The sequence below is a fragment of the Nocardia sp. bgisy134 genome (assembly GCF_057708325.1).
In genome coordinates, this window is sequence record NZ_JBYIRW010000014.1 from 61538 (window position 1) to 83775 (window position 22238).

General features: G+C 70.2%; 21 protein-coding genes. 10 read left to right on the top strand and 11 right to left on the bottom strand.

Annotation, left to right across the window (positions count from 1 at the left end; translation table 11 throughout):
- Window positions 1-51: 51 nt before the first annotated feature.
- Entirely contained in the window at window positions 52-3510 is a 3459-nt protein-coding gene (gene recC / locus AC3ERS_RS23805; protein ID WP_431970287.1) for an exodeoxyribonuclease V subunit gamma, read from the bottom strand.
- 188 nt (window positions 3511-3698) lie between these two features.
- Between recC and AC3ERS_RS23810 the strand changes: the two genes are divergently transcribed.
- Window positions 3699-3896 (top strand): hypothetical protein, encoded by a 198-nt coding sequence (locus AC3ERS_RS23810; RefSeq protein ID WP_431970288.1) that lies wholly within the window; start codon window positions 3699-3701, stop codon window positions 3894-3896.
- Between the two features lie 153 nt (window positions 3897-4049).
- Entirely contained in the window at window positions 4050-4895 is an 846-nt protein-coding gene (locus AC3ERS_RS23815; protein WP_431970289.1) for a serine hydrolase, read from the top strand.
- Window positions 4896-4901: 6 nt separating this feature from the next.
- On the opposite strand, the gene AC3ERS_RS23820 is transcribed toward AC3ERS_RS23815, so the two are convergent.
- The gene (locus AC3ERS_RS23820; protein WP_431970290.1) at window positions 4902-6389 is read right to left on the bottom strand and encodes a cytochrome P450; all 1488 of its coding nucleotides are present in this window, start codon (window positions 6387-6389) and stop codon (window positions 4902-4904) included.
- 232 nt (window positions 6390-6621) lie between these two features.
- Between AC3ERS_RS23820 and AC3ERS_RS23825 the strand changes: the two genes are divergently transcribed.
- Together AC3ERS_RS23825 and AC3ERS_RS23830 are read left to right on the top strand one after the other, a co-directional pair.
- Window positions 6622-8055: an NAD(P)/FAD-dependent oxidoreductase gene (locus AC3ERS_RS23825; protein WP_431970291.1), complete on the top strand. Its 1434-nt coding sequence runs from the start codon at window positions 6622-6624 to the stop codon at window positions 8053-8055.
- Between the two features lie 173 nt (window positions 8056-8228).
- Window positions 8229-9002: a hypothetical protein gene (locus AC3ERS_RS23830; RefSeq protein WP_431970292.1), complete on the top strand. Its 774-nt coding sequence runs from the start codon at window positions 8229-8231 to the stop codon at window positions 9000-9002.
- A gap of 123 nt (window positions 9003-9125) precedes the next feature.
- Here AC3ERS_RS23830 and AC3ERS_RS23835 read toward each other — a convergent pair whose 3' ends face one another.
- The 4 genes from AC3ERS_RS23835 to AC3ERS_RS23850 form a co-directional block, all read right to left on the bottom strand.
- Complete coding sequence (locus tag AC3ERS_RS23835; protein WP_431970293.1) at window positions 9126-9836, bottom strand: urease accessory protein UreD; 711 nt, start codon at window positions 9834-9836, stop codon at window positions 9126-9128.
- 4 nt (window positions 9837-9840) lie between these two features.
- Entirely contained in the window at window positions 9841-10527 is a 687-nt protein-coding gene (gene ureG, locus AC3ERS_RS23840; protein WP_431970294.1) for an urease accessory protein UreG, read from the bottom strand.
- 26 nt (window positions 10528-10553) lie between these two features.
- A complete protein-coding gene (locus AC3ERS_RS23845; RefSeq protein ID WP_431970295.1) occupies window positions 10554-11204 on the bottom strand; it encodes an urease accessory protein UreF in 651 nt (216 codons plus the stop codon).
- Between the two features lie 73 nt (window positions 11205-11277).
- Window positions 11278-12156: an SDR family NAD(P)-dependent oxidoreductase gene (locus AC3ERS_RS23850; RefSeq protein ID WP_431970296.1), complete on the bottom strand. Its 879-nt coding sequence runs from the start codon at window positions 12154-12156 to the stop codon at window positions 11278-11280.
- A gap of 93 nt (window positions 12157-12249) precedes the next feature.
- On the opposite strand from AC3ERS_RS23850, the gene AC3ERS_RS23855 reads away from it, so the two are divergent.
- Window positions 12250-12981, top strand: coding sequence for a hypothetical protein (locus AC3ERS_RS23855; RefSeq protein ID WP_431970297.1), 732 nt, complete (start codon window positions 12250-12252; stop codon window positions 12979-12981).
- Window position 12982: 1 nt separating this feature from the next.
- Here the strand turns inward: AC3ERS_RS23855 and AC3ERS_RS23860 are convergent, their stop codons facing one another.
- Complete coding sequence (locus tag AC3ERS_RS23860) at window positions 12983-14470, bottom strand: MFS transporter (RefSeq protein ID WP_431970298.1); 1488 nt, start codon at window positions 14468-14470, stop codon at window positions 12983-12985.
- Between the two features lie 91 nt (window positions 14471-14561).
- Between AC3ERS_RS23860 and AC3ERS_RS23865 the strand changes: the two genes are divergently transcribed.
- Together AC3ERS_RS23865 and AC3ERS_RS23870 are read left to right on the top strand one after the other, a co-directional pair.
- Window positions 14562-15236: a TetR/AcrR family transcriptional regulator gene (locus AC3ERS_RS23865; RefSeq protein WP_431970299.1), complete on the top strand. Its 675-nt coding sequence runs from the start codon at window positions 14562-14564 to the stop codon at window positions 15234-15236.
- Between the two features lie 34 nt (window positions 15237-15270).
- Window positions 15271-16266 carry a zinc-binding dehydrogenase gene (locus AC3ERS_RS23870; protein ID WP_431970300.1) on the top strand — a complete coding sequence of 332 codons (996 nt, stop codon included), beginning with the start codon at window positions 15271-15273 and terminating at the stop codon, window positions 16264-16266.
- A 9-nt stretch (window positions 16267-16275) separates the two neighbouring features.
- On the opposite strand, the gene AC3ERS_RS23875 is transcribed toward AC3ERS_RS23870, so the two are convergent.
- Window positions 16276-17118 carry an ABC transporter permease gene (locus AC3ERS_RS23875; protein ID WP_431970301.1) on the bottom strand — a complete coding sequence of 281 codons (843 nt, stop codon included), beginning with the start codon at window positions 17116-17118 and terminating at the stop codon, window positions 16276-16278.
- On the bottom strand, window positions 17115-18059 hold the full coding sequence (locus AC3ERS_RS23880; protein ID WP_431970427.1) for an ATP-binding cassette domain-containing protein: 945 nt from the start codon (window positions 18057-18059) through the stop codon (window positions 17115-17117). Before AC3ERS_RS23880 ends, AC3ERS_RS23875 begins: the two co-directional genes overlap by 4 nt.
- Window positions 18060-18168: 109 nt before the next feature.
- Between AC3ERS_RS23880 and AC3ERS_RS23885 the strand changes: the two genes are divergently transcribed.
- Window positions 18169-18930, top strand: a complete 762-nt coding sequence (locus tag AC3ERS_RS23885; RefSeq protein WP_431970302.1) for a TetR/AcrR family transcriptional regulator — start codon at window positions 18169-18171, stop codon at window positions 18928-18930.
- A 107-nt stretch (window positions 18931-19037) separates the two neighbouring features.
- A complete protein-coding gene (locus AC3ERS_RS23890) occupies window positions 19038-19613 on the top strand; it encodes a 3'-5' exonuclease (RefSeq protein ID WP_431970303.1) in 576 nt (191 codons plus the stop codon).
- A 4-nt stretch (window positions 19614-19617) separates the two neighbouring features.
- On the opposite strand, the gene AC3ERS_RS23895 is transcribed toward AC3ERS_RS23890, so the two are convergent.
- A complete protein-coding gene (locus AC3ERS_RS23895) occupies window positions 19618-20283 on the bottom strand; it encodes an O-methyltransferase (protein WP_431970304.1) in 666 nt (221 codons plus the stop codon).
- 146 nt (window positions 20284-20429) lie between these two features.
- On the opposite strand from AC3ERS_RS23895, the gene AC3ERS_RS23900 reads away from it, so the two are divergent.
- Complete coding sequence (locus AC3ERS_RS23900) at window positions 20430-21290, top strand: SGNH/GDSL hydrolase family protein (protein ID WP_431970305.1); 861 nt, start codon at window positions 20430-20432, stop codon at window positions 21288-21290.
- Window positions 21291-21302: 12 nt separating this feature from the next.
- Here AC3ERS_RS23900 and AC3ERS_RS23905 read toward each other — a convergent pair whose 3' ends face one another.
- Window positions 21303-22235 (bottom strand): hypothetical protein, encoded by a 933-nt coding sequence (locus AC3ERS_RS23905; protein ID WP_431970306.1) that lies wholly within the window; start codon window positions 22233-22235, stop codon window positions 21303-21305.
- Window positions 22236-22238 lie beyond the last annotated feature (3 nt).

Here is a 22238-nt window from a genome sequence, read left to right on the forward strand (position 1 = left end):
GCCCGGCAGACACGCCGGGACGCACGCGAAAACCGTGGGACGACACCGTGATCACGGCTGCCCCTGGCCTTCCGCGCCGAGCAGCGGCGCCCACAGGCGACGCGCCAGCACGCCGAACCGGGTGGTCTCCCCCGGCTCTCCCGCCGGAGCGGGCGTGTCCATCAGGTGTTCCAGCCGCGGCGCCGAGCCCCACACGTAGCGCAGGTGACGATCGGTGTGATCCCCGAATGCGCCGGGGCCGTTGGGTCCGCCGTTGAATTCGCGTTCGGCCGCGGCGAAGGCTTCGTCCGCGGAGGCTCCGCGGAACCGTCGCTCGGCGTAGGCCGCGGTCGCGGTCGGCGCGATCGGGAGCGGTTCGCACAGGCCCGCGTCTCGCAGCCGCACCAGTTCGCGCAGGATCGCCACGGCGGCAGGGGCATCCGGCGCGGTGAGCACGGATCGCCATGCGGGACGGCCGAATTGACCGCGTCCGGTGGTCACCGCACGCCAGGAACGGTCCTCGGTCGCCGCCAGCGCGAGCAGCGCGACCCACGCGGCGATGCGGTGTTTCGGCGCGAGGCGCGAAAACGTGGTACGCACCAGAGTTTCTCCGCGCACCTCGGGCACCGTGCCGGTGAGCCTGCGACCGTTGCCTAGATCGATGGCCACGTCGACGGCCCTGGCCTGACCCTCGTAGTCCGGCAGCGAGGCGCGCACCAGCTTGTCGACGGTGTGCTCGACCTCGTCGAGCACCGCGCCGCCGAGCCCGAACGGCGGCAGGGTGCCGCGCCGCCATTCCGCGGCGCGCAGCGCGTTCGCGTCCGCGCCGGTGAGCCGCGCGGTGAGCATCCGTTCGCCCAGTTCCCATTTGGCGAGGCCGTCGAGTTCGATGGGCAGCCGGTCGGCGATGTCCTCCTCGTGCTCGGGGACCCGCAGACCGAGCCGCTGCCACAGGAAGGCGCGCACCGGGTGTTCGGCGAAGGACATCAGATCGGCCAGCGCGACGTCCGACGGTTCCGGCGTGGGCAGCGGTTGCGGCAGGAACGCGGGGCGCGGCGCGGGCGGGCGCCCGGCCGCCAGCGCACCCGCCAGCGCGACCGTGTCGAAGCTGAACGGGCGCTCGGCGTGGAAGTTGCGGCGGTCGAAGCCTTGCAGCGGGTGCCGGGTGAGCACCGCGTCCATTCCCGCCGCGCCGACATGGGCGCGCAGCGCGTCGAGCAGTTCGGCGACCGGAATCGCGGGCGGCCGGTGCGCGCCGCTGACCGGGTCGGCGCCGGTGTGGAACAGCAGCAGCTTCTCACCCGCCGCCAGTACGGCGTCCAGCAGCAGCTGCCGGTCCTCGCTGCGCGGATCTCGTTCGCCGAGCACCGGATTGCGGGCGAGCACGTCGTCGCCGTCCACTACGGCCGCGCGCGGGAACACGTCGTCGTCGAGGCCGAGCAGCACCACGACGCGGTGCGGCACCGACCGCATCGGAACCATGGTGCAGACGGTGAGCTCTCCGGTGCGGAAGTTGGCGCGGGTGGGCTGGGCGGCGAGCCTGCTCGACAGCAGCACCGCCAGATCGGCCAGGCGCAGCGGCACCTCACCCGCGTGGTCGGTGGCCGCGGCGATCTCTCTGCGCGCCTCGGTGCGCACCCACGCCTGACTGTCGGGGACGTCGGTGAGCAGGTCGAGCGAGCGGCCGAGCACGGCGGCCCATTCACGCGCGGGGCGCGGCCCACGCAGATCGCGCAGGCACACCGCGAGCCGATCGACGAACTCCGCGAAGCGTCCTGCCAGATCGACGTCGTTGCTGTCCACGTCGTCCAGCGGCAGCGCGAGATCGAGCCAGTCGTCGGCGGATTCGTCGGCGGTGACTCCGAGCAGGATCCGGTCGACCGCGCCGTTCAGCGTGTTCTGCGCGAAATCGGCCAGCCCGAACGCCTGGCGCTGCCGCTGCCCGATGGCCCATCGTGCGCCGGATTCCGCCGCCCACCCACGCAGCCGTTCGATCGCGTCGTCATCGAATCCGCAACGGCGACGGACGGTTTCGGACGCGGCGAGATCGAGCACCTGGGTGACGGTGACGCGCCCGTCGGCCATCTCCAGCAGCACCTCGATCACCGCGAGCAGCGGATTGGTCACGCCGCGGCCGCGGTCGGCGAGCCGGACCCGCAGCAGGTGCGCGGGATGCGCCGCTTCCTGCGTGGTCTCCCCCGACCCCGCGCGGGAGCCGAAGGCGGCGCGCACCAGCGGCGCGTACGCCTCCACCTCGGGGCACATGATCAGCACGTCGCGCGGTTCCAGCGTGGGATCGGCCGCGAACAGGCCGAGCAGGCATTCGCGCAGGACCTCCACCTGCCTGGCCGGTCCGTGGCAGGCGTGTACCCGCACGCTGTCGTCGGCCGGGACGAGTTCGGCGGGCGGCCACGCGTCGTCGCGAATGCCCGCCTGCACCGCGGCCAGCAGCGAGGTCGCCGCCCGCGGCGCTCCGCGCTCCCATGGCGCCGAGCCACTCACCGGCGCAACGTCGTTCGACCGACCCGCCCGTTCGGACTCGGGCACCGGCTCCGCTCCGGCCGCGACCACCCGCGCACCACGCGGCGGCGCCGAGAGATGCGTATCCGACCCGGCCGCGGCAGGCCCGGACAATCGCTGCTGCAACTCGCGCACATCCCGCGCCAGACCCGCGAGCAGCGGATGACGCATCGACCGCCCTGACGCGTCGTCCGCACGCGAGACCGTGGGCGACAACCGCGCGATCTCCGACCACATGACCGGGCTCGGGTGCGCCAGCCACAGGTGCACGTCCCTGGCGTGACCCAACGCGTCGAGGACGGCCAGCTGATCGGCGGGCAACCGGGTCACCCCGAACAGTGAAAGTCGTTGCGGCAGTTCGACGAGATCGGGTTCGGCGCGCAGCAGCGCGCAGGCCGCGTCCAGCCGTTCGGCGGGGCTCGGCGCGCCGATCTCGGCGCGCAGCCGCCGCCACAGCGTCGGCTGCCACAGCAGATCGTCGGGCACCCGGCGGCCGGCACCATCGGTGTCGGCGCCCGCCGCCCACTCGGTGATCAGGGCGGGACGCTGTGCGCCGTACCCGTCGAACAGCCCGGACAGGTGCGCCGCGGTGGCGTAGCGCCTGCCGACCCGGTGATCGCGGCCCGCGGGGTCGGCGCCGCCGAGATGACGCGCGAGCACCGCGCACCACGGCTCGCCGAGCGCGGCGTCGATCACCCGCAGCAGCGTCCACACGGTGCGCTGCGGCGACCACGGATCGTCGTCCTGCGCGATCCCGGTGCTCGCCGCGAGCGCCTCGGCGACCAGCGCCGAAGGGGACGGGAATCGGATGTTCGCCGCGACGCCGTCCCGGCCGCCTGCCGAGACGCCGAGCACCGCGGACAGCCGCTGGGTCAGCCAGCGCTCCACGCCTTTGGCGGGCACGGCGACGATCTCCGCCGCGAACGGGTCCGGCTGCGGCGTCGCCAACAGCTCGGCGAGCGCGTCCGCCAGGGCGTCGGCGCGCTCGGCCCGGTGGATGTGCAGCGGCATTGCACGTTTATACGCCAGCGACCTGCGCGCAACCGCGCCGCCCCGCCCGGTCGAGAGTGAATTGAGCCACACGGGAACGGAATACTCGGCCATGTCACGGCGAACCGGTCGGACCCGTGTGCAACAGTTCTCAGCCGGGGAGGAACGGGAGAGCTGCATCGAAAGGCTGGTTCGCATTCATGAATGCGATGGTGATTCCCCTGCTGCCGAGAGGCGGGTTCACGGTCCGCCGTGTCGGTGACCGATGGGAACTGGTCAACTCGCGCCACTTCGGCCGCACCGTCGTCCTGCACAGCTGGCCTCGCGACCGCCACGCCGAGGCGTTCGAGCACTGCTACCGGCTCAACGGACGCACCGTCGAAGAACTTCGCGCCGCCTTCCGCTGACTCGCGGTTCAGCGAAACCCGCTGCGGTACAAGCGCACAACGGTCGCTGTAACACACCGGGCTGCCGAGCTCAAGACGTGCGTCCTCGGCGCGGATGTGCGATCGTGGTCCCTCGTGCGTTACCCCATGGCCCCCACCCGGACAGTTCCCCGCGTGGCCGCATCCGCCTGTGTCCTGGCCGCAGCGGCGATCCTGATCCCGACCGCGCCCACTTTCCTCCCTGGCGCCGCGGCGCCGAGCGCCTACGCCGCGCCCGGTTGCCTCGCCGGCTTCGACTGCGATATGAGCAGCCGGATCGCCGCGGTCGACGCCTACCTGAAGACGCGGCCCGGCGTCACGGGTTATGTCGTCCGCGACCGGGTGACCGGCGGGGTGTACGCCAACGAGCACGCGGAGAACTCCGTGTGGACCGCCTCCACCATCAAGCTCGCGATCGCCGCCGACCTGCTGAACCGGGCCCGCGTCGGCGCCATCGCGCTCCCGCCGGAAGACCGCGGCCTGCTCGAGGCGATGCTCGCCACCTCCAACGACGCCGCCGCCGACCTGCTCTGGAACAAGTACGCGGGCGTCGACCGGATGGCCTACAACAACGCATTCCGCGCCAACGGCATGGTCTCGCTCGTCCCCCAGCCCACCAACACCGCGCTCTTCCCCGACTGGTCGTTCCAGAAGTGCACCGCCGCCGACCTCGACCGGCTGATGGACAACGTGCTCACCGCGATGCACCCCGACGACCGCAACTACCTGCTCGACCGGATGCGCTCGGTCGACTACAACCAGCACTGGGGCGTCTGGGGAGCGGGCGCCCGCATGCGGCCCGGACTCAAGAACGGCTGGTCGGCCGAGCAGGGCGGCTGGGTGGTCAACTCGGTCGGCTTCGCGGGCCCCAACGAGCGGTACACCCTGGCGATCATGAGCTCGCTGGGCGACGCGGGCGGGTACACCGAGGGCGCCGAGACCGACACCAAGGTCGCGGAGATGCTGCTCGCCGGTCGCTGACCGGTCCTACCGCCGACGGCGCAGCAGCATGGGGGCGCCGTCGCGCGGGAACGGAATCGTGGTGAATCCCCACGGCATTCGATAGTCGCCGGGGATCTCCCACTCGTATTCGCGCACCATGGCCGCGATCAGGGTCTTCACCTCGAAGGTGCCGAAGTGCATGCCGATGCACTTGTGCGCGCCCGCGCCGAAGGGCAGCCAGGCCAGCCGGTGCGAGTGGTCCTCGCGGCGCGGTTCGGCGAATCGCAGCGGATCGAACACCTCCGGCCGCGTCCACAGCTCGGGCAGCAGGTGGTTGACCTGGTAGGCCAGGTCGACGGCGGTGCCCGCGGGAATGTAGTGACCGAGGATCTCCGTGTCGCGCACGGCACGGCGCACCAGGCCGGGCACCGGCGGCATCAGCCGCAGCGACTCCCTGACCACGAGGTCGAGCTCGGCAAGGCGGTCCAGATCCGCGATGGTCGTTGCGGCGTCGCCGGTTTCGGCGTCGGCCGCGAGCACCTCGTCGCGCACCCTGCGCTGCCATTCCGGATGTTTGCCCAGGTAGTAGGCGACCGCGGTGGCGGTGGTCGTCGTGGTGTCGTGGGCGGCCATGATCAGGAAGATCATGTGGTTCACCACGTCGGCGTCGGTGAACACCTCGCCGTCCTCGCTGCGCGCGTGGCACAGACCGGAGAAGAAGTCGGGGTCCTGTGAGCGGCGTTTGGCGGGCAGCATCTCGGTGAAGTACCGCTCCAGCACCTGCCTGCCGCGCAGACCCGCGCGCCAGTGCCCGCCCGGGATCGGATGGCGCACGATCGACAGGCCGGCGTGTGTGCAGTCGACGAAGGCGTCGACGAGTTCGCGCCGCCGCGGCCCGACGTCGACCGCCATGAAGGTCTCCCCCGCGATCTCGAGGGTCAGCTCCTTGATCGTCGGGTACAGCCGTACCGTCGCGCCGTTCCGTCCCTGCGGCACCCAGCGCGCGACGGCGGCTCGCGCGATCGGTGTCAGCGTGGCCAGGTGCGCCGCGAGGCGGTCCCTGGTGAAAGCCTGCTGCATGATCCGGCGGTGGAACATGTGCTCGTCGAATTCGAGCAGCAGCAGCCCGCGCCGGAAGAACGGACCGATGAAATAGTCCCAGCCCTGCCCGAAGTCCCGGCGTCGCTTGCCGAGCACCTCGTCGAGCGCCTCCGGTCCGGACACCAGCACGCGGTCGATGCCGAGCGAGGTGTTCAGCGCAACCGGTCCGTAGCGGCGGTGCCGCTCCATCATCTCGGCCGGACCCCAGCGCATGTAGTGCAGGGCGCGACCGAGATAGGGCAGCCCGATATCGCCGCGCACCGGGACGGTCGCGCGGCCGCGCGGCGGAGCGGCCAGCACGCGGTGACGTTCGGGCAGCCTGCGCAGCATTCGATCGATGACGCTCGTCTGCGGGACATCGATGAGATAGGCGTTCTCCGATACGGCGTGCACGCTGCGCTTTCGGACTGCGACCCGGTCTTCGGCGACCATCGCACACCTCCCTGAACGACAGCATCTATCGTATTCTCTTCTTCACAATCGTTCAGGTGGATCCGCGGCGGTGGTTTTCACTACTCCACCCCGCCGACCGTGAGGTTCCGCACTTCAACACGCCCGGAACGGGGATCTCGTCGTGACGGTCCAGGACGGGCCGACTACGGTTGGAGCTTGTCGATAACCGTTCGCGGGGGAATCAGCCCCCCGATTGTCGAGGAGCAGGACGATGAGCACTCAGTCTGTGGAGAACCGTCGCCACAGGGTGGTGGTGATCGGCTCGGGCTTCGGCGGCCTGTTCGGCACCAAGCACCTCAAGCGCGCCGACGTGGACATCACCCTGATCTCCAAGACCTCGACCCATCTGTTCCAGCCCCTGCTCTACCAGGTCGCCACCGGCATCCTCTCGGTCGGCGAGATCGCGCCCGCCACCCGGCTGGTGCTGCGCAAGCAGCGCAACGCCCAGGTGCTACTCGGCGATGTGACCGACATCGACCTAGCCGAGAAGACCGTCACCTCGCGGCTGCTGAACCAGGACACGGTCACCCCCTTCGACAGCCTGATCGTCGCCACCGGCGCGCAGCAGTCGTACTTCGGCAACGACCGGTTCGCCACCTACGCCCCCGGCATGAAGACCATCGACGACGCGCTGGAGCTGCGCGGCCGCATCCTCGGCGCGTTCGAGGGCGCGGAGCTGGCGACCACCCAGGAACTGCGCGACCGGCTGCTCACCTTCGTCGTGATCGGCGCGGGACCGACGGGCGTCGAATTGGCCGGGCAGATCGCCGAACTCGCCGATCGCACGCTCGAGGGCACCTTCCACAACATCGATCCGCGCGACGCCAGAGTCATCCTGATCGAGGGCGCGGGCTCGGTGCTCGGCCCGATGGGTCCCAAGCTGGGCGGCAAGGCCCAGCGCAGACTCGAGAAGATGGGCGTGGAGATCCAGCTCAACGCCATGGTCACCGACATCGACGCGCACGGCGTCACGGTCAAGGACTCCGACGGCACGATCCGCAGGATCGAATCCTCGTGCAAGGTCTGGTCGGCGGGCGTGCAGGCGAGCCCGCTGGGCAAGATGCTCGCCGAGCGCTCCGAGGGCACCGAGGTGGACCGGGCCGGGCGCGTCATCGTGGAGCCCGACCTCACCATCAAGGGCCACCCCAACGTCTTCGTCGTCGGCGACCTGATGTCCGTGCCCGGCGTGCCCGGCCAGGCGCAGGGCGCGATCCAGGGCGCGACCTACGCCGCCAAGCAGATCAAGGCCGGACTCGAGGGCGAGTCGCCCGAGGAACGTAAGCCGTTCAAGTACTTCAACAAGGGCAGCATGGCCACCGTGTCGCGGTTCAGTGCCGTCTGCCAGGTCGGCAAGCTGGAGTTCGGCGGGTTCATCGCCTGGCTGGCCTGGCTGGCGCTGCACCTGTACTACCTGGTCGGCTACCGCAGCCGGATCATCACGGTGATCCAGTGGTTCGTCACCTTCCTCGGGCGCACCCGCGGACAGATGGCCGCCACCGAGCAGTGGGTGTTCGCGCGGCTCGCCTTGGAACAGGTCAACGAGGATCAGGAGGAGGCCGACGAGCTCGCGGCCGCCCTCGGCGCGCCGCCCGCGAGCGACGGCCGCGCGCCGGGGAAAACGGTGACCGACCGAGCGGTCTCCTGACTTTCCGCAACTCCTCTCCTCGCCACCCGCTCGATCGGGTGGCGAGCTTTCGCGCGTCGGCGAAGTCAACCGGCCGCGACTCACTTGTCGTGCTGCGGATTTCCACCAATCCGTGTGGCGCTCGGGTCCGAATGTGGGACGTCGAGCAATCTCATCCACGACGAAAGGTGAGTATGGGCACAGGCAAGCACAGAGCTCTCAACCCGCAGCGGCAGAAGGTGGGCTCGATGGTCGCGGCGGGCGCGGTTCCGCTGGTGCTGGCGCTCGTCGGCACCGGGGTCGCCAATGCCGAGCCCGCACAGTCGAATACGGTCTCCCACCCCGAGCAGGCGAAGCAGTGGCCCGCGGCCGACGCGCCCAACATCGTTCCGTACGAGGGCCTCGACATTCCGGACGATGTCCACAGTTCGCTGCAGTGGGCGCGGCCCGCGCCGGACCAGAGCTACCTCGCACCGGTCGGTGTCCTGCACCCGCCGGTCGCGGTGGACCCGGTACCGCCGATCGCGCCGCCGCCGGGGCAGTTCCGCTTCGGTGACGTCACGGTGCCTACCCCCGACTGGATCACCCACGACCAGGCGATCCAGATCAACGACAATGCCGCCGTGGCCGAGGCGAATATCGCGACGTTCCTCGACTCGGTCGGCATGGAGCGCAGCCGGTCCGACCGCATCGCCGCGCAGACCCTCGGCACCGCGGCCATGGGCGCCGTGTCGGGCGCCGCCTCGGCGGTGCCGATCGCGATCAGTTCGGGGATGATGGGCGCGACGGTGGGTCTGGTAGCCGGTCTGATCTTCCTGCCGATCGGCCTCGTCGCGGGACCGATGCTGGGCGCCGCGGCAGGGGCCGCTGCGGTCACCGTCCCCGCGGCCATCGTGGGTGCGGCCGCCGGTGCGGCGGTCGGCGCGGCCAGCGGCTTCATCGCCCCCGCACGGGTTCTGGGCGACTGAACGCGCGGTACGCGCTTCCGGCGGGAAAGGTTGTGCCGGAAGGCAGAGCGCAGGGCGGGGTTTCGACACTTGTGTCGAGGCCCCGCCCTTTCGACGTCGACGGGAAGTCGCGGCTGCCGCACCTCAGCCGGGCGGCTGACCACCGGCCGGCACCGAAACCGCTGTGCCGCCGGGTGTTCGCGGGCTCGCGCTCAGCCGCGGCCCCACGGCGGTGAACAGACTTCCGCCCGCGGCGAGCGGCAGTCGCGCCGCGGTCAGCCCGAAGGTTTCGACGGGCCGATCGTCGGGGTAGACGAGCTCGCTGTCGAGTGCACGCGGTGCCGCGAGCGCGTCGTCGCCGGCGGTGTGCGCCCCGAGTTCCAGACGATGGCGCAGCAGCGGCAGATCCGCGAGATCGGCGATCAGATCACCGCGCCACGCGCCTCGATCCTCGTCCGCACGCCCGATCTGCACGCGTTCGCGCAGCCGCAGGCGGGCGCCCGCCGCGAGCAGCACGGTGGTGACCGCGCGGTGGTCGGCGCCGCCCGCCACGATCGTCGGCTCGGTCTCCGCGTCCAGTTCACCGCCGTCCGCGATCTCGAAACGCCAGCGCGCGACCGACACTCGCGTGGCGGCGCCGGGGAGCGCGATGGTCGCCGCCACCGACCGCAGCGCGAGCCGGGCGCCAGGACCGACCGCGACCGAGATGTCGATTTCGTCGCCGCCGAGGGGGGTGGCGGCTGTTCCGATCAGGTGCACGGTGTGCGGACCGGTCCGGCGGGCGGCCAAGCCGCCCGACGCGTGGATCTCCGGGAGCGTGCCCGCCCTGGCGACGATGCTCAGTTCGGTGCGCAACGGTTCAGTGGACTACGGCGGCCGCGGCGAGCTGTTCGCGCACCCACGCCAGCACCGGAGCGGCCGCGGGGTCTTCCATCAGCGAGAGCATCGCCGTCGGCCTGCCCTCGCGCACCTTGGCCGCGTCACGCTCCATCACCCCGAGATCGGCGCCGACCAGCGGGGCCAGGTCGGTCTTGTTGACCACCAGCAGATCCGAGAAGGTGACGCCGGGGCCGCCCTTACGCGGCACCTTGTCGCCGCCCGCCACGTCGACGACGAAGATCTGCACGTCGATCAGGCCGGAGGAGAACGTCGCGGTGAGGTTGTCACCGCCGGATTCCACCAGGATCAGATCCAGCGGCGGGTTGGCCGCGATCAGGTCGTCGATCGCGTCCAGGTTGGCGGTGATGTCGTCGCGGATCGCGGTGTGCGGGCAGCCGCCGGTCTGCACGGCGCTGATCCGCTCGTCCGGCAGCACCGCGTGGCGGCGCAGGAAGTCCGCGTCCTCGGTGGTGTAGATGTCGTTGGTCAGCACGGCCAGCGACAGTTCCTCGCGCAGTTGCCTGCACAGCGCCGCGACCAGCGCGGTCTTGCCCGAGCCCACCGGACCGCCGATGCCGATGCGCAGCGGCTCCCCCGGTGTGCGCTCCCGTTTCGGCCGATCGTGCGAATGATCGTGCGGTTCACCATCGATCAGGTGCGGTGGCATGCGGCCTCTCCTCTCTCGAAAACGTGTCAGCTGGCGAACAGCGGCATGTCGCGGCGCCGGTGCCGCTCGGCAAGCACGTCTTGCAGCGGATCCGACAGCGCGGCGAGACCGCCTGCGGCTTCGGCCGCGGTGCGGTCGCAGAGCTCGGCCAGCCGGACGGTGCACGCGGCGACGGCGGCGGGATCCAGCGCCAGCAACCGCTGGGCGGCGGTGGCGGCGCCGGTGAGGGTGGTGTACACGACGACGTCGGCCGTCTCGCGCGGGGTGATCGCGCAGGCGCGTCCCACCGCACCGAACACCGTCGACAAGTGCGGGCGAGCCGCTAGCTCTGCCCAATCATGGTGTGGCCAAACATTTTTTGCCAAGCGCAGCAGTCCGCGGCCCTGTGCGCGCGAGGCCGCCCGTGCCGCCGGTGCGGGCGTTCGCGCGTCGGCCTCGGCGTCCGCGCGGTGCGGGTCGAGATCCCCCGCGCACACGGCCGCGGCCAGCGAGGCCGCGACCAGACCCGAGGTACGCACACGACGTCGCAGGTACGCCTCGACGGACGCGACATCGCGCACCAATCCCGAGGCGACGGCCTCCTCCACACCGCCGGAGTGCACGTGCCCACCGATCGGCAGGCGCGAGTCCGCCAGCGCGAACAGTGTCGCCGGACTCGTCGCACCCGCTTCCACCATCGCTCGATCCTAGGCGTACCTTCGCCTTCGTTCCCGCCGTGCGCGGGATTCCGGCTACGTCCGGCCGAGCATTTCAGGCCTCGCCGCGGCGGTAGGCACGGGCCCAGAAACGCCGGGCCTGCCGTCGGGTGAGGTCGGTCCAGGCCTGGATGGGCGCCGACCACCAGGGGGCGATATCGGCCGGTTTGGCGGTGACGGCGTGACAGACGAGATCGGAGGCCTCGTCGACGGTGAGGCCGGGCACCCGGCTGAAGTCGGTGGGCGCGCTCATCCTGGTGTGCACGAGCGGCATATAGATCGACGTGGTGGTCAGGCCGTCGACGGCGATCTCGGCGGCGACACTGCGCAGCCACACGTCGAAGGCCGCCTTCGACGCGCCGTAGGCGGCCCACCGCGGGGCGGGCGGCATGAGCACGCCCCAGGTGGACATGTTGACGATGTGCCCGCTGCCGCGCGATCGCATGGCGGGCAACAGGGTCAGCAGCAGGCGGACCGGACCGAGGTAGTTCACGTCGATGGTCCGGGTGAAATCGTGGAAGCGGTCGTAGGATTCGGCGATCGGCCGGCGAATCGACTTGCCCGCGTTGTTGATCAGAACATCGATGTGGCCGTGCGCGGCGAGCAGCTCGCTCGCCAGACGATCTACCGCGTCCATATCGGTCATGTCGGTCGGATAGGCGTGGGCGACGCCGCCCGCGGCGGCGATCTCGGCGGTCAGCCGCTCGAGTTCGCCCGCGGACCGGGCGACCAGCAGCACCGTCGCGCCCGCCGCGGCGAGTTTGCGCGCGCTGGCCTTGCCTATCCCGTGCGACGCGCCTGTCACCAGCACGTTCCGTCCGGACACCGCGGCGCGCAGGTCTTTTTCGGAGGGTCGCGAGGTCGGGTACAGGAGCTTGACGGCCACCCGCTCGGCGAGCGGACGCCCGGTTCCGGTGGGCTGAGTCTCGGACACCCCACCAATGTATGGCGCGCTGGGGGTTTCTACCCGGTTCCTGGCGTAGAAACACGGCGGCGCGGCGGGCGGCCGATACGAGAGGATTCGACGATGTCGTCGCAACCTTCCCGTCCGGTCGGCCTCGGGGCCTGGATCGCCCGGATCATCGCCATCGTGGTGCTCGTCCCCGTTCGGCTGATCTGGGAGGGCCTGCGTCTGCTCGGACGCGTGCTCGCGGCCGCACTCTGGTACTTCGCCACCCGGCTGCTCGCGCCCATCGCCCGGTTCGTCTGGTATTGGGTGATTCGTCCGATCTGGTTGTTCGTCAAGGACTTTCTGTGGGGCTGGCTGCTCCAGCACGTGCTGTGGAGCTTGGTGCTGACGCCCGTCCTCGCGCTGCTGCTCGACTACGTCCTGCGACCGCTGCGCCAGGCCGTCGAGCGCTGGCTCTGGCGCACCGTGCTGCGACCCACGCTGGCCTGGTTGTGGCGCGCGGTGCTGGAGCCGCTGCTCGCCCTGCTGCTCGCGGCGGTCTACTGGCTGGGCAAGTGGTTCGTGGTCTGGCCGCTGGTGCAGCTGTGGCGCTGGGTGCTGCGTCCCCTGTGGCTGCTGCTGCGGGCGGTGCTGACCTACGCCTGGATGGTGGCCACCGTGCTCGTCGGGGTGCTGGTCGTGGCGCCGTGCCGTTACGTCTACCGCACCGTGTTGCGGCCTGTTCTGCACGTGGCGGTCGCCGTGTGGGTGGCGACGGTCGTGCGACCGCTGCGCTGGGTGCACGACAACGTCGTCACGCCCGTCAACCGATGGGCAGCAGAGATACTGACCACCGTGTTCGGCCGCTGACCTATCCGGCGCGGGCGGGGCGCCGGGTCGCCACCCAGGCGACGATCGCCATCAGCACGAGCAGACCGGCGCCGACGGTGGTCGCGACGTGCATGCCGTCGACGAACGACGCCTGCGCGCTGTGCGTCACGGCGTCGTCGGCGTCCTGGATCGTCTCGCCCAGCGTCGAGGCGTAGTCGCCGCCGGAACGGAAGACCAGCGCGGCGAGCGACCCGAGCAGCGCCAGCCCGAGCGCGTTGCCGAGTTCGAAGCTGGTCTCCGAGATCCCGACCGCCGAGCCCGCGCGCTCCGGCGGCACCGACGACACCGCGACATCCGACACCAGGGTGAACGCCATGCCGTACCCGATGCCCGCGATGGTCGAACCCGCCAGGTACCAGCCGATCCCGCCGTCCACGCCGACCCCGAGCAGCATCAGGTTGCCCAGCGCGGAAGCGAGCAGGGCTAGCACGAAGGTGGCGCGCACGCCGATCCGCTGCCCGACGCGCGCGCCGCTCATCGAGCAGATGAACACCGCGACCGCCATCGGAATGCCGAGCAGCGCCGCGGCGAGCGGGTCGCGACCGGTGACCGATTGCAGGTAGATGCTGGTCAGATAGCTCAGCGCGGCCAGCGACATCATGCCGACCAGGCTGGAGCCGATGGCGACGGAGAACTGCGCGCAGCCGAACAGCCGCAGGTCGAGCAGCGGCTCGGCCAGTGTGCGCTGCCTGCGCACGAAGACGAACAGCACCGCGACGCCGATCAGGCCGATGACGATCGCCTCCGGGTCGATCCCCTCCGCGGCGGCGTGCTTGATCGCGTAGACCACCGGAAGGATGCCGCCGATGGACAGCGCCACGCTCGGCAGATCCAGCGGGCCGAGCACCCCCGCGCGATGCTCCGGCAGGAGGAACGGCCCGAACGCCAACAGGATCAGCAGCACCGGCAGGTTGATCAGGAAGACCGATCCCCACCAGAAGTGGTGCAGCAGCAGCCCGCCGATGATCGGACCGACCGCGGACCCGCCCGCGAAGAACGCCGTCCACACGCCGATCGCGGCAGCCCGCTCGCGCGCGTCGGGGAAGAGACTGGAGATCAGCGCGAGGCTGGACGGCAGCAGCGTCGCGCCGCCGACGCCCATCAGCGCCCTGGCCGCGATCAGCACGCCCGCGGTGGGCGCGAACGCGGCGAGCACCGAGGCGATGCCGAACACGGTGGCGCCTGCCAGCAGGATGTTGCGCCGCCCGATCCGGTCGCCGAGGTTGCCCATGGTGATCAGCAGGCCCGCGATGAGGAAGCCGTAGATGTCGAGAATCCACAGCTGCTGGGCAGCCGACGGGTCGAGGTCGACGGTGAGCGTCGGCATGGCCAGGAACAGCACCGAGATGTCCATCGACACCAGCAGCACCGGCAACAACAGCACCCCGAGCCCCAGCCAGGCGCGCCGTGAGCCGACAGCGACGGACCCCGGCCCTTCGGCAGGCCGCACTGTCTCCACGTCTGTCATCCCGATTTCCTCTCCCGTGTCGCGTACGCCGTACGCATGAGTCCGGGTACAGTGTACGCACCCGGGCCCGGAACCGAAAGTGAGTCATGGGATGACCGAGCCGAAGCTGCACCGCGCCGCCATCGTCGACACCGCGATCGCGCTCGCCGACGACGAGGGGCTCGACGCGCTGTCCATGCGCCGCATCGCCGACCGGATGGGCGTCGGCGCGATGTCGCTGTACCGGCACATCGCGAACAAGGACGAGCTCCTCGCGGCGATGACCGACGAGGTGACCCGCCGGCATCCCTACCCGACCGCGGAGGGGCAGGGCTGGACCTGGCGCGACCGGGTCCGCATCGCCGCCGAGATCGACTGGGACCTCTACCAGCGGCACCCGTGGGTCATCCTCACCTTCGCCATGCCCCGCTACAGCTTCGGCCCGCACAGCATGGCGTGCCTGGCCTGGCTGGTCGAGGGCTTCCGGGAAATGGACGTCTCCGCGCGCGAGGCGTTGCAGATGGCGTTCTCGGTGTGGAACTACATCTCGGGCGCTACGCTGCCGCAGATCAGCTCGGCGCTGATGACGCGCAAGGGCATCGACACCGACGGCGACAACGGACTGCGCGCGCTACTGGAGGGCGCCCCGAGCACGCCGGTCCCCGCCGCACTCGCCGAATTACAGGGCGCCGGGGTCAGCGATCTGACGTCCGAGGACCTGCTCTTCCTCGGACTCGAGGCCCTGTGCGACGGGTTCGCCGTCCGGGTTCGCCACCGCACGACTTGACCCCAACCCCACTCGAGGTTGCAGGGTGATCACCATGCACGCGATCCGACTGCACGCCTTCGGGCCCGCCGAAAACCTCTGCTACGACACCGTTTCCGATCCAGAGCCCGGGCAGGGTCAGGTCCGCATCGCGGTCGCCGCGGCCGGGGTGCACGTCGTCGACACCGCGCTGCGCGGCGGCATGCCGGGACCGTATCCGCTGCCGGAGTTGCCGACCGTGCCCGGCCGGGAGGTCGCGGGCGTGGTGGATCTCGTCGGCGCGGACGTCGACCCGGGCTGGATCGGGAAGCGGGTGGTCGCCCATCTCGGCACGGCGCCCGGCGGCTACGCCGAACTGGCGGTCGCGGATGTCGCTCGGCTGCACGAGATCCCGGCGAATCTGGATCCGGCCGAGGCGGTCGCGATGGTCGGCACGGGGCGCACGACGATGGGCATTCTGCAGTTCGCCGACGTCGGGCCGGAGACCGTCGCGGTGGTGACGGCCGCCGCGGGCGGTATCGGAACCCTGCTGGTGCAGTATCTGAAAACCCACGGCGCCACGGTGATCGGACTCGCGGGCGGACCGAAGAAGGTCGCCAGGGTGACCGCCAACGGCGCCGACATCGCCGTCGACTACCTGCTGCCCGACTGGCCCGACCGGGTGCGCGCCCGTCTCGGCGATCGCGGCGCGACCCTGGTCTTCGACGCCGTCGGCGGCGAAACCGCAAGGGCCGCCGTCGATCTCCTCGCCAAAGGCGGCAGCCACCTGGTCTACGGTTTCGCCGGGACGGGACCGAACGACGGTGCGGCCCTGACCTTCACCGACGACGGGCTCGCCGAACGGGGCATCACCTCGCAGGTCGTGCTCGGGCCGCCGATGCTGCGGCCGGTCGGCGGCGACATCCGCGTCCTGGAGGACCGCGCCATGGCGGAGGCGGCCTCCGGACGGCTACACCCCGCGGTGCACCGCTTCGAGCTGGCCGACGCCGCAGGCGCCCACCGCGCCATCGAAACCCGCGCCACCATGGGCAAAGTCGTGCTGATCCCCTGACCGCCGCGCTCATCTGCTCAGGCGCCGGTAACGATGGATGGACAATGGCAGAAAGACCGCGATCAGCACCAGCGGCCAGACGACGGCCATGAGAATCGCGTGCTCCGCGATCCAGGTGTGGTCGCCGCCGGTGGGATTGCCGAAGAGTTCACGCGCGGCGGTGGTGGTGGACGACAACGGATTCCACGCGGCGATGGGGCCGAGCCAGGCGGGCATCGTGGCGATGGCGACGAACGGGTTGGCGAGGAAACCGAGAGGGAATTCGAGGGTACGGACCGCGGTGACGGCTTCAGGATTGGCGTAGCACAGCAGTCCGAGGTAGACGCCGACCCATAGGAACGCGAACCGCAGCAGCAGTAACAGCCCGACGGCCGCGGCGGCGTCGGCGAGTCCGCGGTGCGGGTGCCATCCGACGGCAAGACCGCAGCCGATGAGCACGGCGAGCGTCGCCGCCGACTCGAGCATGTCGGCGCAGGCGCGGCCGAGTACGACGGCGGCCGACGACACGGGCATGGACAGGAACCGGTCGGTGATGCCGCGCGCGGTGTCGGAGCTGACCGCGACCATGGTGGCGCCGATGCCGAACACCATGGTCATGGCGAACATGCCCGGCAGCAGGAATTCGCGGTAGTCGCCGCCCGGCACGGTCATCGCGCCGCCCAGCAGGTACCCGAACATGAGGACGATCATGATCGGGAAGAGCAACGTGTTGGTGACGACCACGCTGGGCTTGCGGCGCCAGCGCACGAGCGCGCGGCGGGTGATCGTGCCCACGTCGGTGAGTACCAGGCCCAGCGTGCCCAGTCGAGACGGCGCGATCGACCGGGTGAACTGCGCGGTGGAGATCGTCATGCTCGGGACTCCTCGGTGGTCAGATGCAGGAACACTTCGTCGAGAGTGGGACGGCGCACGGCTAGGTCCTCGACCGGAACAGCCGCCGCGCGCAAGGCCTGGGCGATATCGGTGAGGTCGGCGATCGCGTCGACGGCCGGGGCGCTGATCCGGCGGGTATCGGGGTCGACGATCGGTGCGGTGCGCAACCGCGTGCGCACCAGATCCGCCGCCGCGTCGAGGTCGCGGCGGTCGCGGGTGACGACGTCGATCCGGTCGCCGCCCATCAGGGACTTCAGCTCTCGCGGGCTGCCGGAAGCGATCACGTGCCCCCGGTTCATCACCGAGATCCGGGCCGCGAGCTGGTCGGCCTCCTCGAGATATTGCGTGGTCAGCAAAACGGTCGTCCCGGCGGCGACCAGAGCGCGAACCGCTTCCCACACCAGGTTGCGGTTGTGCGGGTCGAGTCCGGTGGTGGGCTCGTCGAGAAACAGCACCGCGGGGGCAACGAGGAAGCCGACGGCCAGATCCAGCCGCCGCCGCATTCCGCCGGAATACTGTTCGACCGGCTTGCCACCGGTTCTATCCAATCCGAACCACTCCAGCAACTCCTCGGCGCGACGCCGGGCGCCGGCGGCTCCGAGATGGTAAAGACGGCCGAACATTTCGAGGTTCTGCCGCCCCGACAACATCTCGTCCACCGCCGCCCGCTGACCGATCAACCCGATCCGGTGCCGCACTTGCGCCGCGTTGCCCACGACGTCGAGGCCCGCCACCTCGACCCTTCCCGAATCCGGCCGCGCGAGCGTGGTCAGAATCCGCACCGCGGTCGTCTTGCCCGCTCCGTTCGGCCCGAGCAGCCCGTACACCATCCCTTCCGGTACCGCCAGATCGAATCCGTCCAGCGCCGCGGTGCCCCCATAACGTTTGAGCACCTGGTCGCAGACGATCACGTCGCCCATCCCAGCTCCAAACTCTATACAACGTAAGTTATTCAAGAATAGGATACGTTGTAGAGAGTTTGCAAGGGTCGAGACGTGAGCCTCCGGCCCGATCGGAGATGATGTCGGCATGGACTACAGCGGAAGCGGGGATCCCCAGCGCACGATCGAGCTGCTGTGGGGGCTCGCGCCGCGCTCGAAGCGTGGCCCGAAACCCAAGCTGACCGTCGACGACATCGCGAAGACGGCGATCCGGATCGCCGATCTGGAGGGACTGGCCGCGGTCACGCTGCGCCGCGTCGCCGACGACCTCGGCGTCACCGCGATGTCGCTGTACGGGTACGTCCCGAGCAAGGCTGAACTGCTCGACCTCATCGCCGACCGCGTCTACCGCGACTACCCGATGCCCGACGGCTCGCCCTCCGGCTGGCGAGCGCGGCTCGAGACCATCGCCCGCGCGAATCGGACGATGTACCTGGCCCACCCCTGGCTGCTGCAGATCGCGGCGAGCAGGCCCATCCCCGGGCCGCAGCTGACCGCCAAATACGACTACGAGCTCCGCTCCATCGACGACCTCGGCCTGTCCGATACCGAGATGGATCTCGTCGTCACCCTCGTCAACGACTACGTGCGCGGCGCGGCTCGCACCGCCGTCGACGCCGCACGGGCCGAATCCGAGACAGGCCGCACCGACCGGCAGTGGTGGGACGCCTACGAGCCCGCGCTCGCCCAGGTGCTCGATCCCGCCCGATTCCCCACCGCCGTCCGCGTGGGCAGCGCGGCGGGCGCCGAGTACGGCGCCGCCTACGATCCCGACCGCGCCTTCGAATTCGGGCTGGACCGTCTGCTCGACGGTTTGGAGCGGTTCGTCGACGCCGCCGAGACCCGGTGACCTCGAAATCCATTCTCCGGCAACACCACTACCCCAATGAGGCACCGACTACGGAGCCACCCGGAAATTCGGTGGAGCCGTTCGGCCGGGCGGCCTACTGTCGCGGAATGGGTGAAAACGCGGGGCTGCTCAACGTCGTCGACATCGAGGCGACGTGCTGGTCGGGTCCCGCTCCGGCGGGTGCGGTGAGCGAGATCATCGAGATCGGCCTGACCGTGGTCGATCTGGCGGCGGGGGAGCGAATCGGCAAGCACCGCATTCTGGTTCAGCCCGAGCGCTCCTCGGTCAGCGAGTTCTGCACCGAACTCACCGGACTCACCCAGGCCGAGGTCGATACCGGCGTCTCGTTCGCCGAGGCCTGCCGAACCCTCGCCGCGGAACACGATGCCGGGGAGCGAGCGTGGGCCAGTTGGGGCGACTACGACCGCAAGCAGTTCGCGAGCCAGTGCGCCATGACCGGCGTCGCGTATCCCTTCGGGCAACGGCACACCAACGCCAAGCTCGTGTTCTCGGAGGCCTACGGGCTTCAGCGGCGGCAGGGCATGGCGGGGGCGTTGCGGATCGCGGGACTGCCGCTGGAAGGTCGCCACCACCGCGGCGAGGACGACGCGTGGAACATCGCCGCGCTGGTGCTCGACATTGCCGGGCGCGAGGCATGGCGCCTCACCTCGACGAACTACTGAGCGGCTACTCGTTCACGACCGCGTAGGCGAAGCCGTCCCATCCCTTCGCGCCGACGGTCTGCAGCACCGTCGCGTCCACACGCGGCTCGGCCGCGAGCATTTCGACCAACTCCCGGCTCGCCCGCACCATAGGATCGTCCGATGCGTCGTCCGCCACCGCTCCCCCGCGCACCACGTTGTCGACGATGATCACCGATCCGGGCCGGGTCAACCGCAGCGCCCAGCGCACATAGTTCGAGTTGTTCACCTTGTCGGCGTCGATGAACACCAGATCGAACGGCTCGGACTCCTCGGCCTCGAGCACCGGCAGGCTGTCCAGCGCCGCGCCCACCCGGATGTCCACCCGGTCGCCCACGCCCGCCTCGTCGACGTTCGCGCGCGCTACCTCCGCATGCCGCGGCTCGTATTCGAGGGTGATCACGCGGCCCGACTTCCCCACCGCCCTGGCCAGCCAGATCGTGCTGAACCCGCCGAGCGTGCCGATCTCGAGCACCCGCTGCGCTCCCGTCGACCGGGCCAGCAACGACAGGAATTTCCCTTGCGCCGCAGACACATCGATCGCGGGCAGTCCCGCCGCCGCGTTCGCCGCCAGCGCGGCGGTGGTATCGGGATCTCGCACCAGATTGTCCACGAGGTAGGCGTCCACGTCGGCCCAGTCGGAAGTCGTCATGCCTGAAGTCTGCCACCCGAAGTTTCCGAAAAGCGGTCGTCCGAGGTCCAGGCCATATTAGAGTCTGATTACAAACAGAGACCAGCGCGTCTCACTTTCGCCGAGATCGACCGACCCGACACAACCGACCCGGAGCACCACCGACCATGACCACCGTCCGGAACCGCTTGCGCGCCACCGCCGTCGCCGCGGGCCTGCTGACCCTCTTTGCGGCGACGATGCACGCCCCGGCATCGGCCGCGCCCGCCGACGGCGGCGCCGAGTACGTGGCGCTCGGCGATTCCGGCGCGGCGACCACGGGCGTGCAGCGGTTCGACCCGAGCGCTCCGTTCCCGTGCGTCCGCTCCACCGCGAACACGCCCAAACTGGTCGCAGCCGACCTCGGTCTCCGGCTCGATGACCGCACCTGCAGCGGAGCCCGCATCCCGGACCTGACCACCGGCCAAAGGCCCGGCATCGCACCGCAATTCGATGGACTCGGCCCGAACACCCGGCTGGTGACCGTACACATCGGCGCGAACGACACCGAGATGACCAGGTTCGTCGTCGCCTGCCACTTGGCCGGGCTCCGTGGCGGCGCGTGCGCCGACCCGGCGTGGGATCCCGCGATCGACGGAATCTCTGCCGCGTATTCGGCTGCGCTACAACGGATCACGTCGCTCGCACCGAACGCGAAGATCTTCGTGGACGGCTGGCCGCTGTATGTCCGCGACGGGGGCTGCCCCGCGTTGATCGGCCTTCGCCTCGAAGACGCCGCCGTCGTGCAGCGCGCGTTCGACCGGTTGAACTCCGTAGTCGCCAGTGCCGCGGCCGAATACGGGGCCACCTATATCGACACCCGTACCCCGTCCGCCGGCCACGACATGTGCGCGCCCGAGGGCGTCCGCTGGTTCGATCCGCTCGTGGCCACCGAGACCCTGGCCCCCTACCACCCGACCCTGACGGGCATGCGCGGCGTTGCCGACCTCGTCGTGGCGGCGGTGCGCGCTTCCGGATTTCAGGGCTGACCGGAGCTTCGGCTACACCCCCGCCTCGGCCAGCTCGTTCTCGATTCCGACGACGCCCACGACCATCTGCACCAGGTTGCGCAGCAGCGCGCCGAGACCGATGAGGGATTGGGCCATCTTCAACACCATCTGGGAGACCGTCATGGTGGCGGTGGAGATGCCGAACACGGCGCGGGCGATCAGCGCCGGTGAGGCCGTGCCCCCGGAAGCGATGAGAATCGCGGCGATCTCGACCAGCATGCCCGCGAGGGAGTTGAGGATCTCGGTGATGATGCCGCGCACGCCCTCCACCACCTTCGACATCTTCTCGTTCACCCGGCTCAGCAGGTCGGCGAGCGCGGCCTGCACGGCGATCTGGGCGATCACCGCGTCGGCCTTTGTCCGGTAGGCGTCGGCGACGGCGCCGACCCATCCGTCCGTGTCCGCGGTGACCTGCTGCTTCCAGTCGGCGGCGACCGAGGCGAGTTTCGCCGATGTGGCGGACCAGGATTCGGAGTAGGCCGTGACCATCTCCGGATTGCCCGCCAGCGAATCCAGCGTCTTCCGCATCGGCTCGACGTGTTCGAGCATCCAGCCCATCAACATCGAGCCGACGTAATTGAAGGGATCGAACTTCGCCAGTGTGATGCCCTTGGCGATGTCCTGCCCGATCTTGGTCGCATCCGCCACCGCGCTCGCGCCCGCCCAAATCTGCATGACGCCCGCGAAGGTATTGCCGTTCTCGCCAGTCGATCCGGCGAAGACCTTGTGACCGCCCTCGAATAGATCACCGACCGGGGTACCCGCGAAGACACCGGCGTTCGCGTCCTTGTCCTCTCCCTGCCCGATGGGCAGGCCGACGTTGCGCAGGAACGGAACATCCTCCTGGTAGTACTCGTTGCGGTGGTCGACCCCCTCCGCGAGTAGTTCGTTCCCTTCCGGCGCCTTGCTGTCGTCGAAACCCATCCC

Excerpts from the sequence above, each read along its gene's own strand:
- AC3ERS_RS23905 (WP_431970306.1), bottom strand. The coding sequence starts at position 22,235 with ATGGGTTTCGACGACAGCAAGGCGCCGGAAGGGAACGAACTACTCGCG.
- AC3ERS_RS23870 (WP_431970300.1), top strand. The coding sequence starts at position 15,271 with ATGCACGCGATCCGACTGCACGCCTTCGGGCCCGCCGAAAACCTCTGC.
- AC3ERS_RS23890 (WP_431970303.1), top strand. The coding sequence starts at position 19,038 with ATGGGTGAAAACGCGGGGCTGCTCAACGTCGTCGACATCGAGGCGACG.
- AC3ERS_RS23885 (WP_431970302.1), top strand. The coding sequence starts at position 18,169 with ATGGACTACAGCGGAAGCGGGGATCCCCAGCGCACGATCGAGCTGCTG.
- AC3ERS_RS23880 (WP_431970427.1), bottom strand. The coding sequence starts at position 18,059 with ATGGGCGACGTGATCGTCTGCGACCAGGTGCTCAAACGTTATGGGGGC.
- AC3ERS_RS23845 (WP_431970295.1), bottom strand. The coding sequence starts at position 11,204 with ATGGTGGAAGCGGGTGCGACGAGTCCGGCGACACTGTTCGCGCTGGCG.
- AC3ERS_RS23820 (WP_431970290.1), bottom strand. The coding sequence starts at position 6,389 with ATGGTCGCCGAAGACCGGGTCGCAGTCCGAAAGCGCAGCGTGCACGCC.
- AC3ERS_RS23860 (WP_431970298.1), bottom strand. The coding sequence starts at position 14,470 with ATGACAGACGTGGAGACAGTGCGGCCTGCCGAAGGGCCGGGGTCCGTC.
- AC3ERS_RS23825 (WP_431970291.1), top strand. The coding sequence starts at position 6,622 with ATGAGCACTCAGTCTGTGGAGAACCGTCGCCACAGGGTGGTGGTGATC.
- ureG (WP_431970294.1), bottom strand. The coding sequence starts at position 10,527 with ATGCCACCGCACCTGATCGATGGTGAACCGCACGATCATTCGCACGAT.
- AC3ERS_RS23875 (WP_431970301.1), bottom strand. The coding sequence starts at position 17,118 with ATGACGATCTCCACCGCGCAGTTCACCCGGTCGATCGCGCCGTCTCGA.
- AC3ERS_RS23830 (WP_431970292.1), top strand. The coding sequence starts at position 8,229 with ATGGGCACAGGCAAGCACAGAGCTCTCAACCCGCAGCGGCAGAAGGTG.
- AC3ERS_RS23810 (WP_431970288.1), top strand. The coding sequence starts at position 3,699 with ATGGTGATTCCCCTGCTGCCGAGAGGCGGGTTCACGGTCCGCCGTGTC.
- AC3ERS_RS23855 (WP_431970297.1), top strand. The coding sequence starts at position 12,250 with ATGTCGTCGCAACCTTCCCGTCCGGTCGGCCTCGGGGCCTGGATCGCC.
- AC3ERS_RS23895 (WP_431970304.1), bottom strand. The coding sequence starts at position 20,283 with ATGACGACTTCCGACTGGGCCGACGTGGACGCCTACCTCGTGGACAAT.
- AC3ERS_RS23865 (WP_431970299.1), top strand. The coding sequence starts at position 14,562 with ATGACCGAGCCGAAGCTGCACCGCGCCGCCATCGTCGACACCGCGATC.
- AC3ERS_RS23900 (WP_431970305.1), top strand. The coding sequence starts at position 20,430 with ATGACCACCGTCCGGAACCGCTTGCGCGCCACCGCCGTCGCCGCGGGC.
- recC (WP_431970287.1), bottom strand. The coding sequence starts at position 3,510 with ATGCCGCTGCACATCCACCGGGCCGAGCGCGCCGACGCCCTGGCGGAC.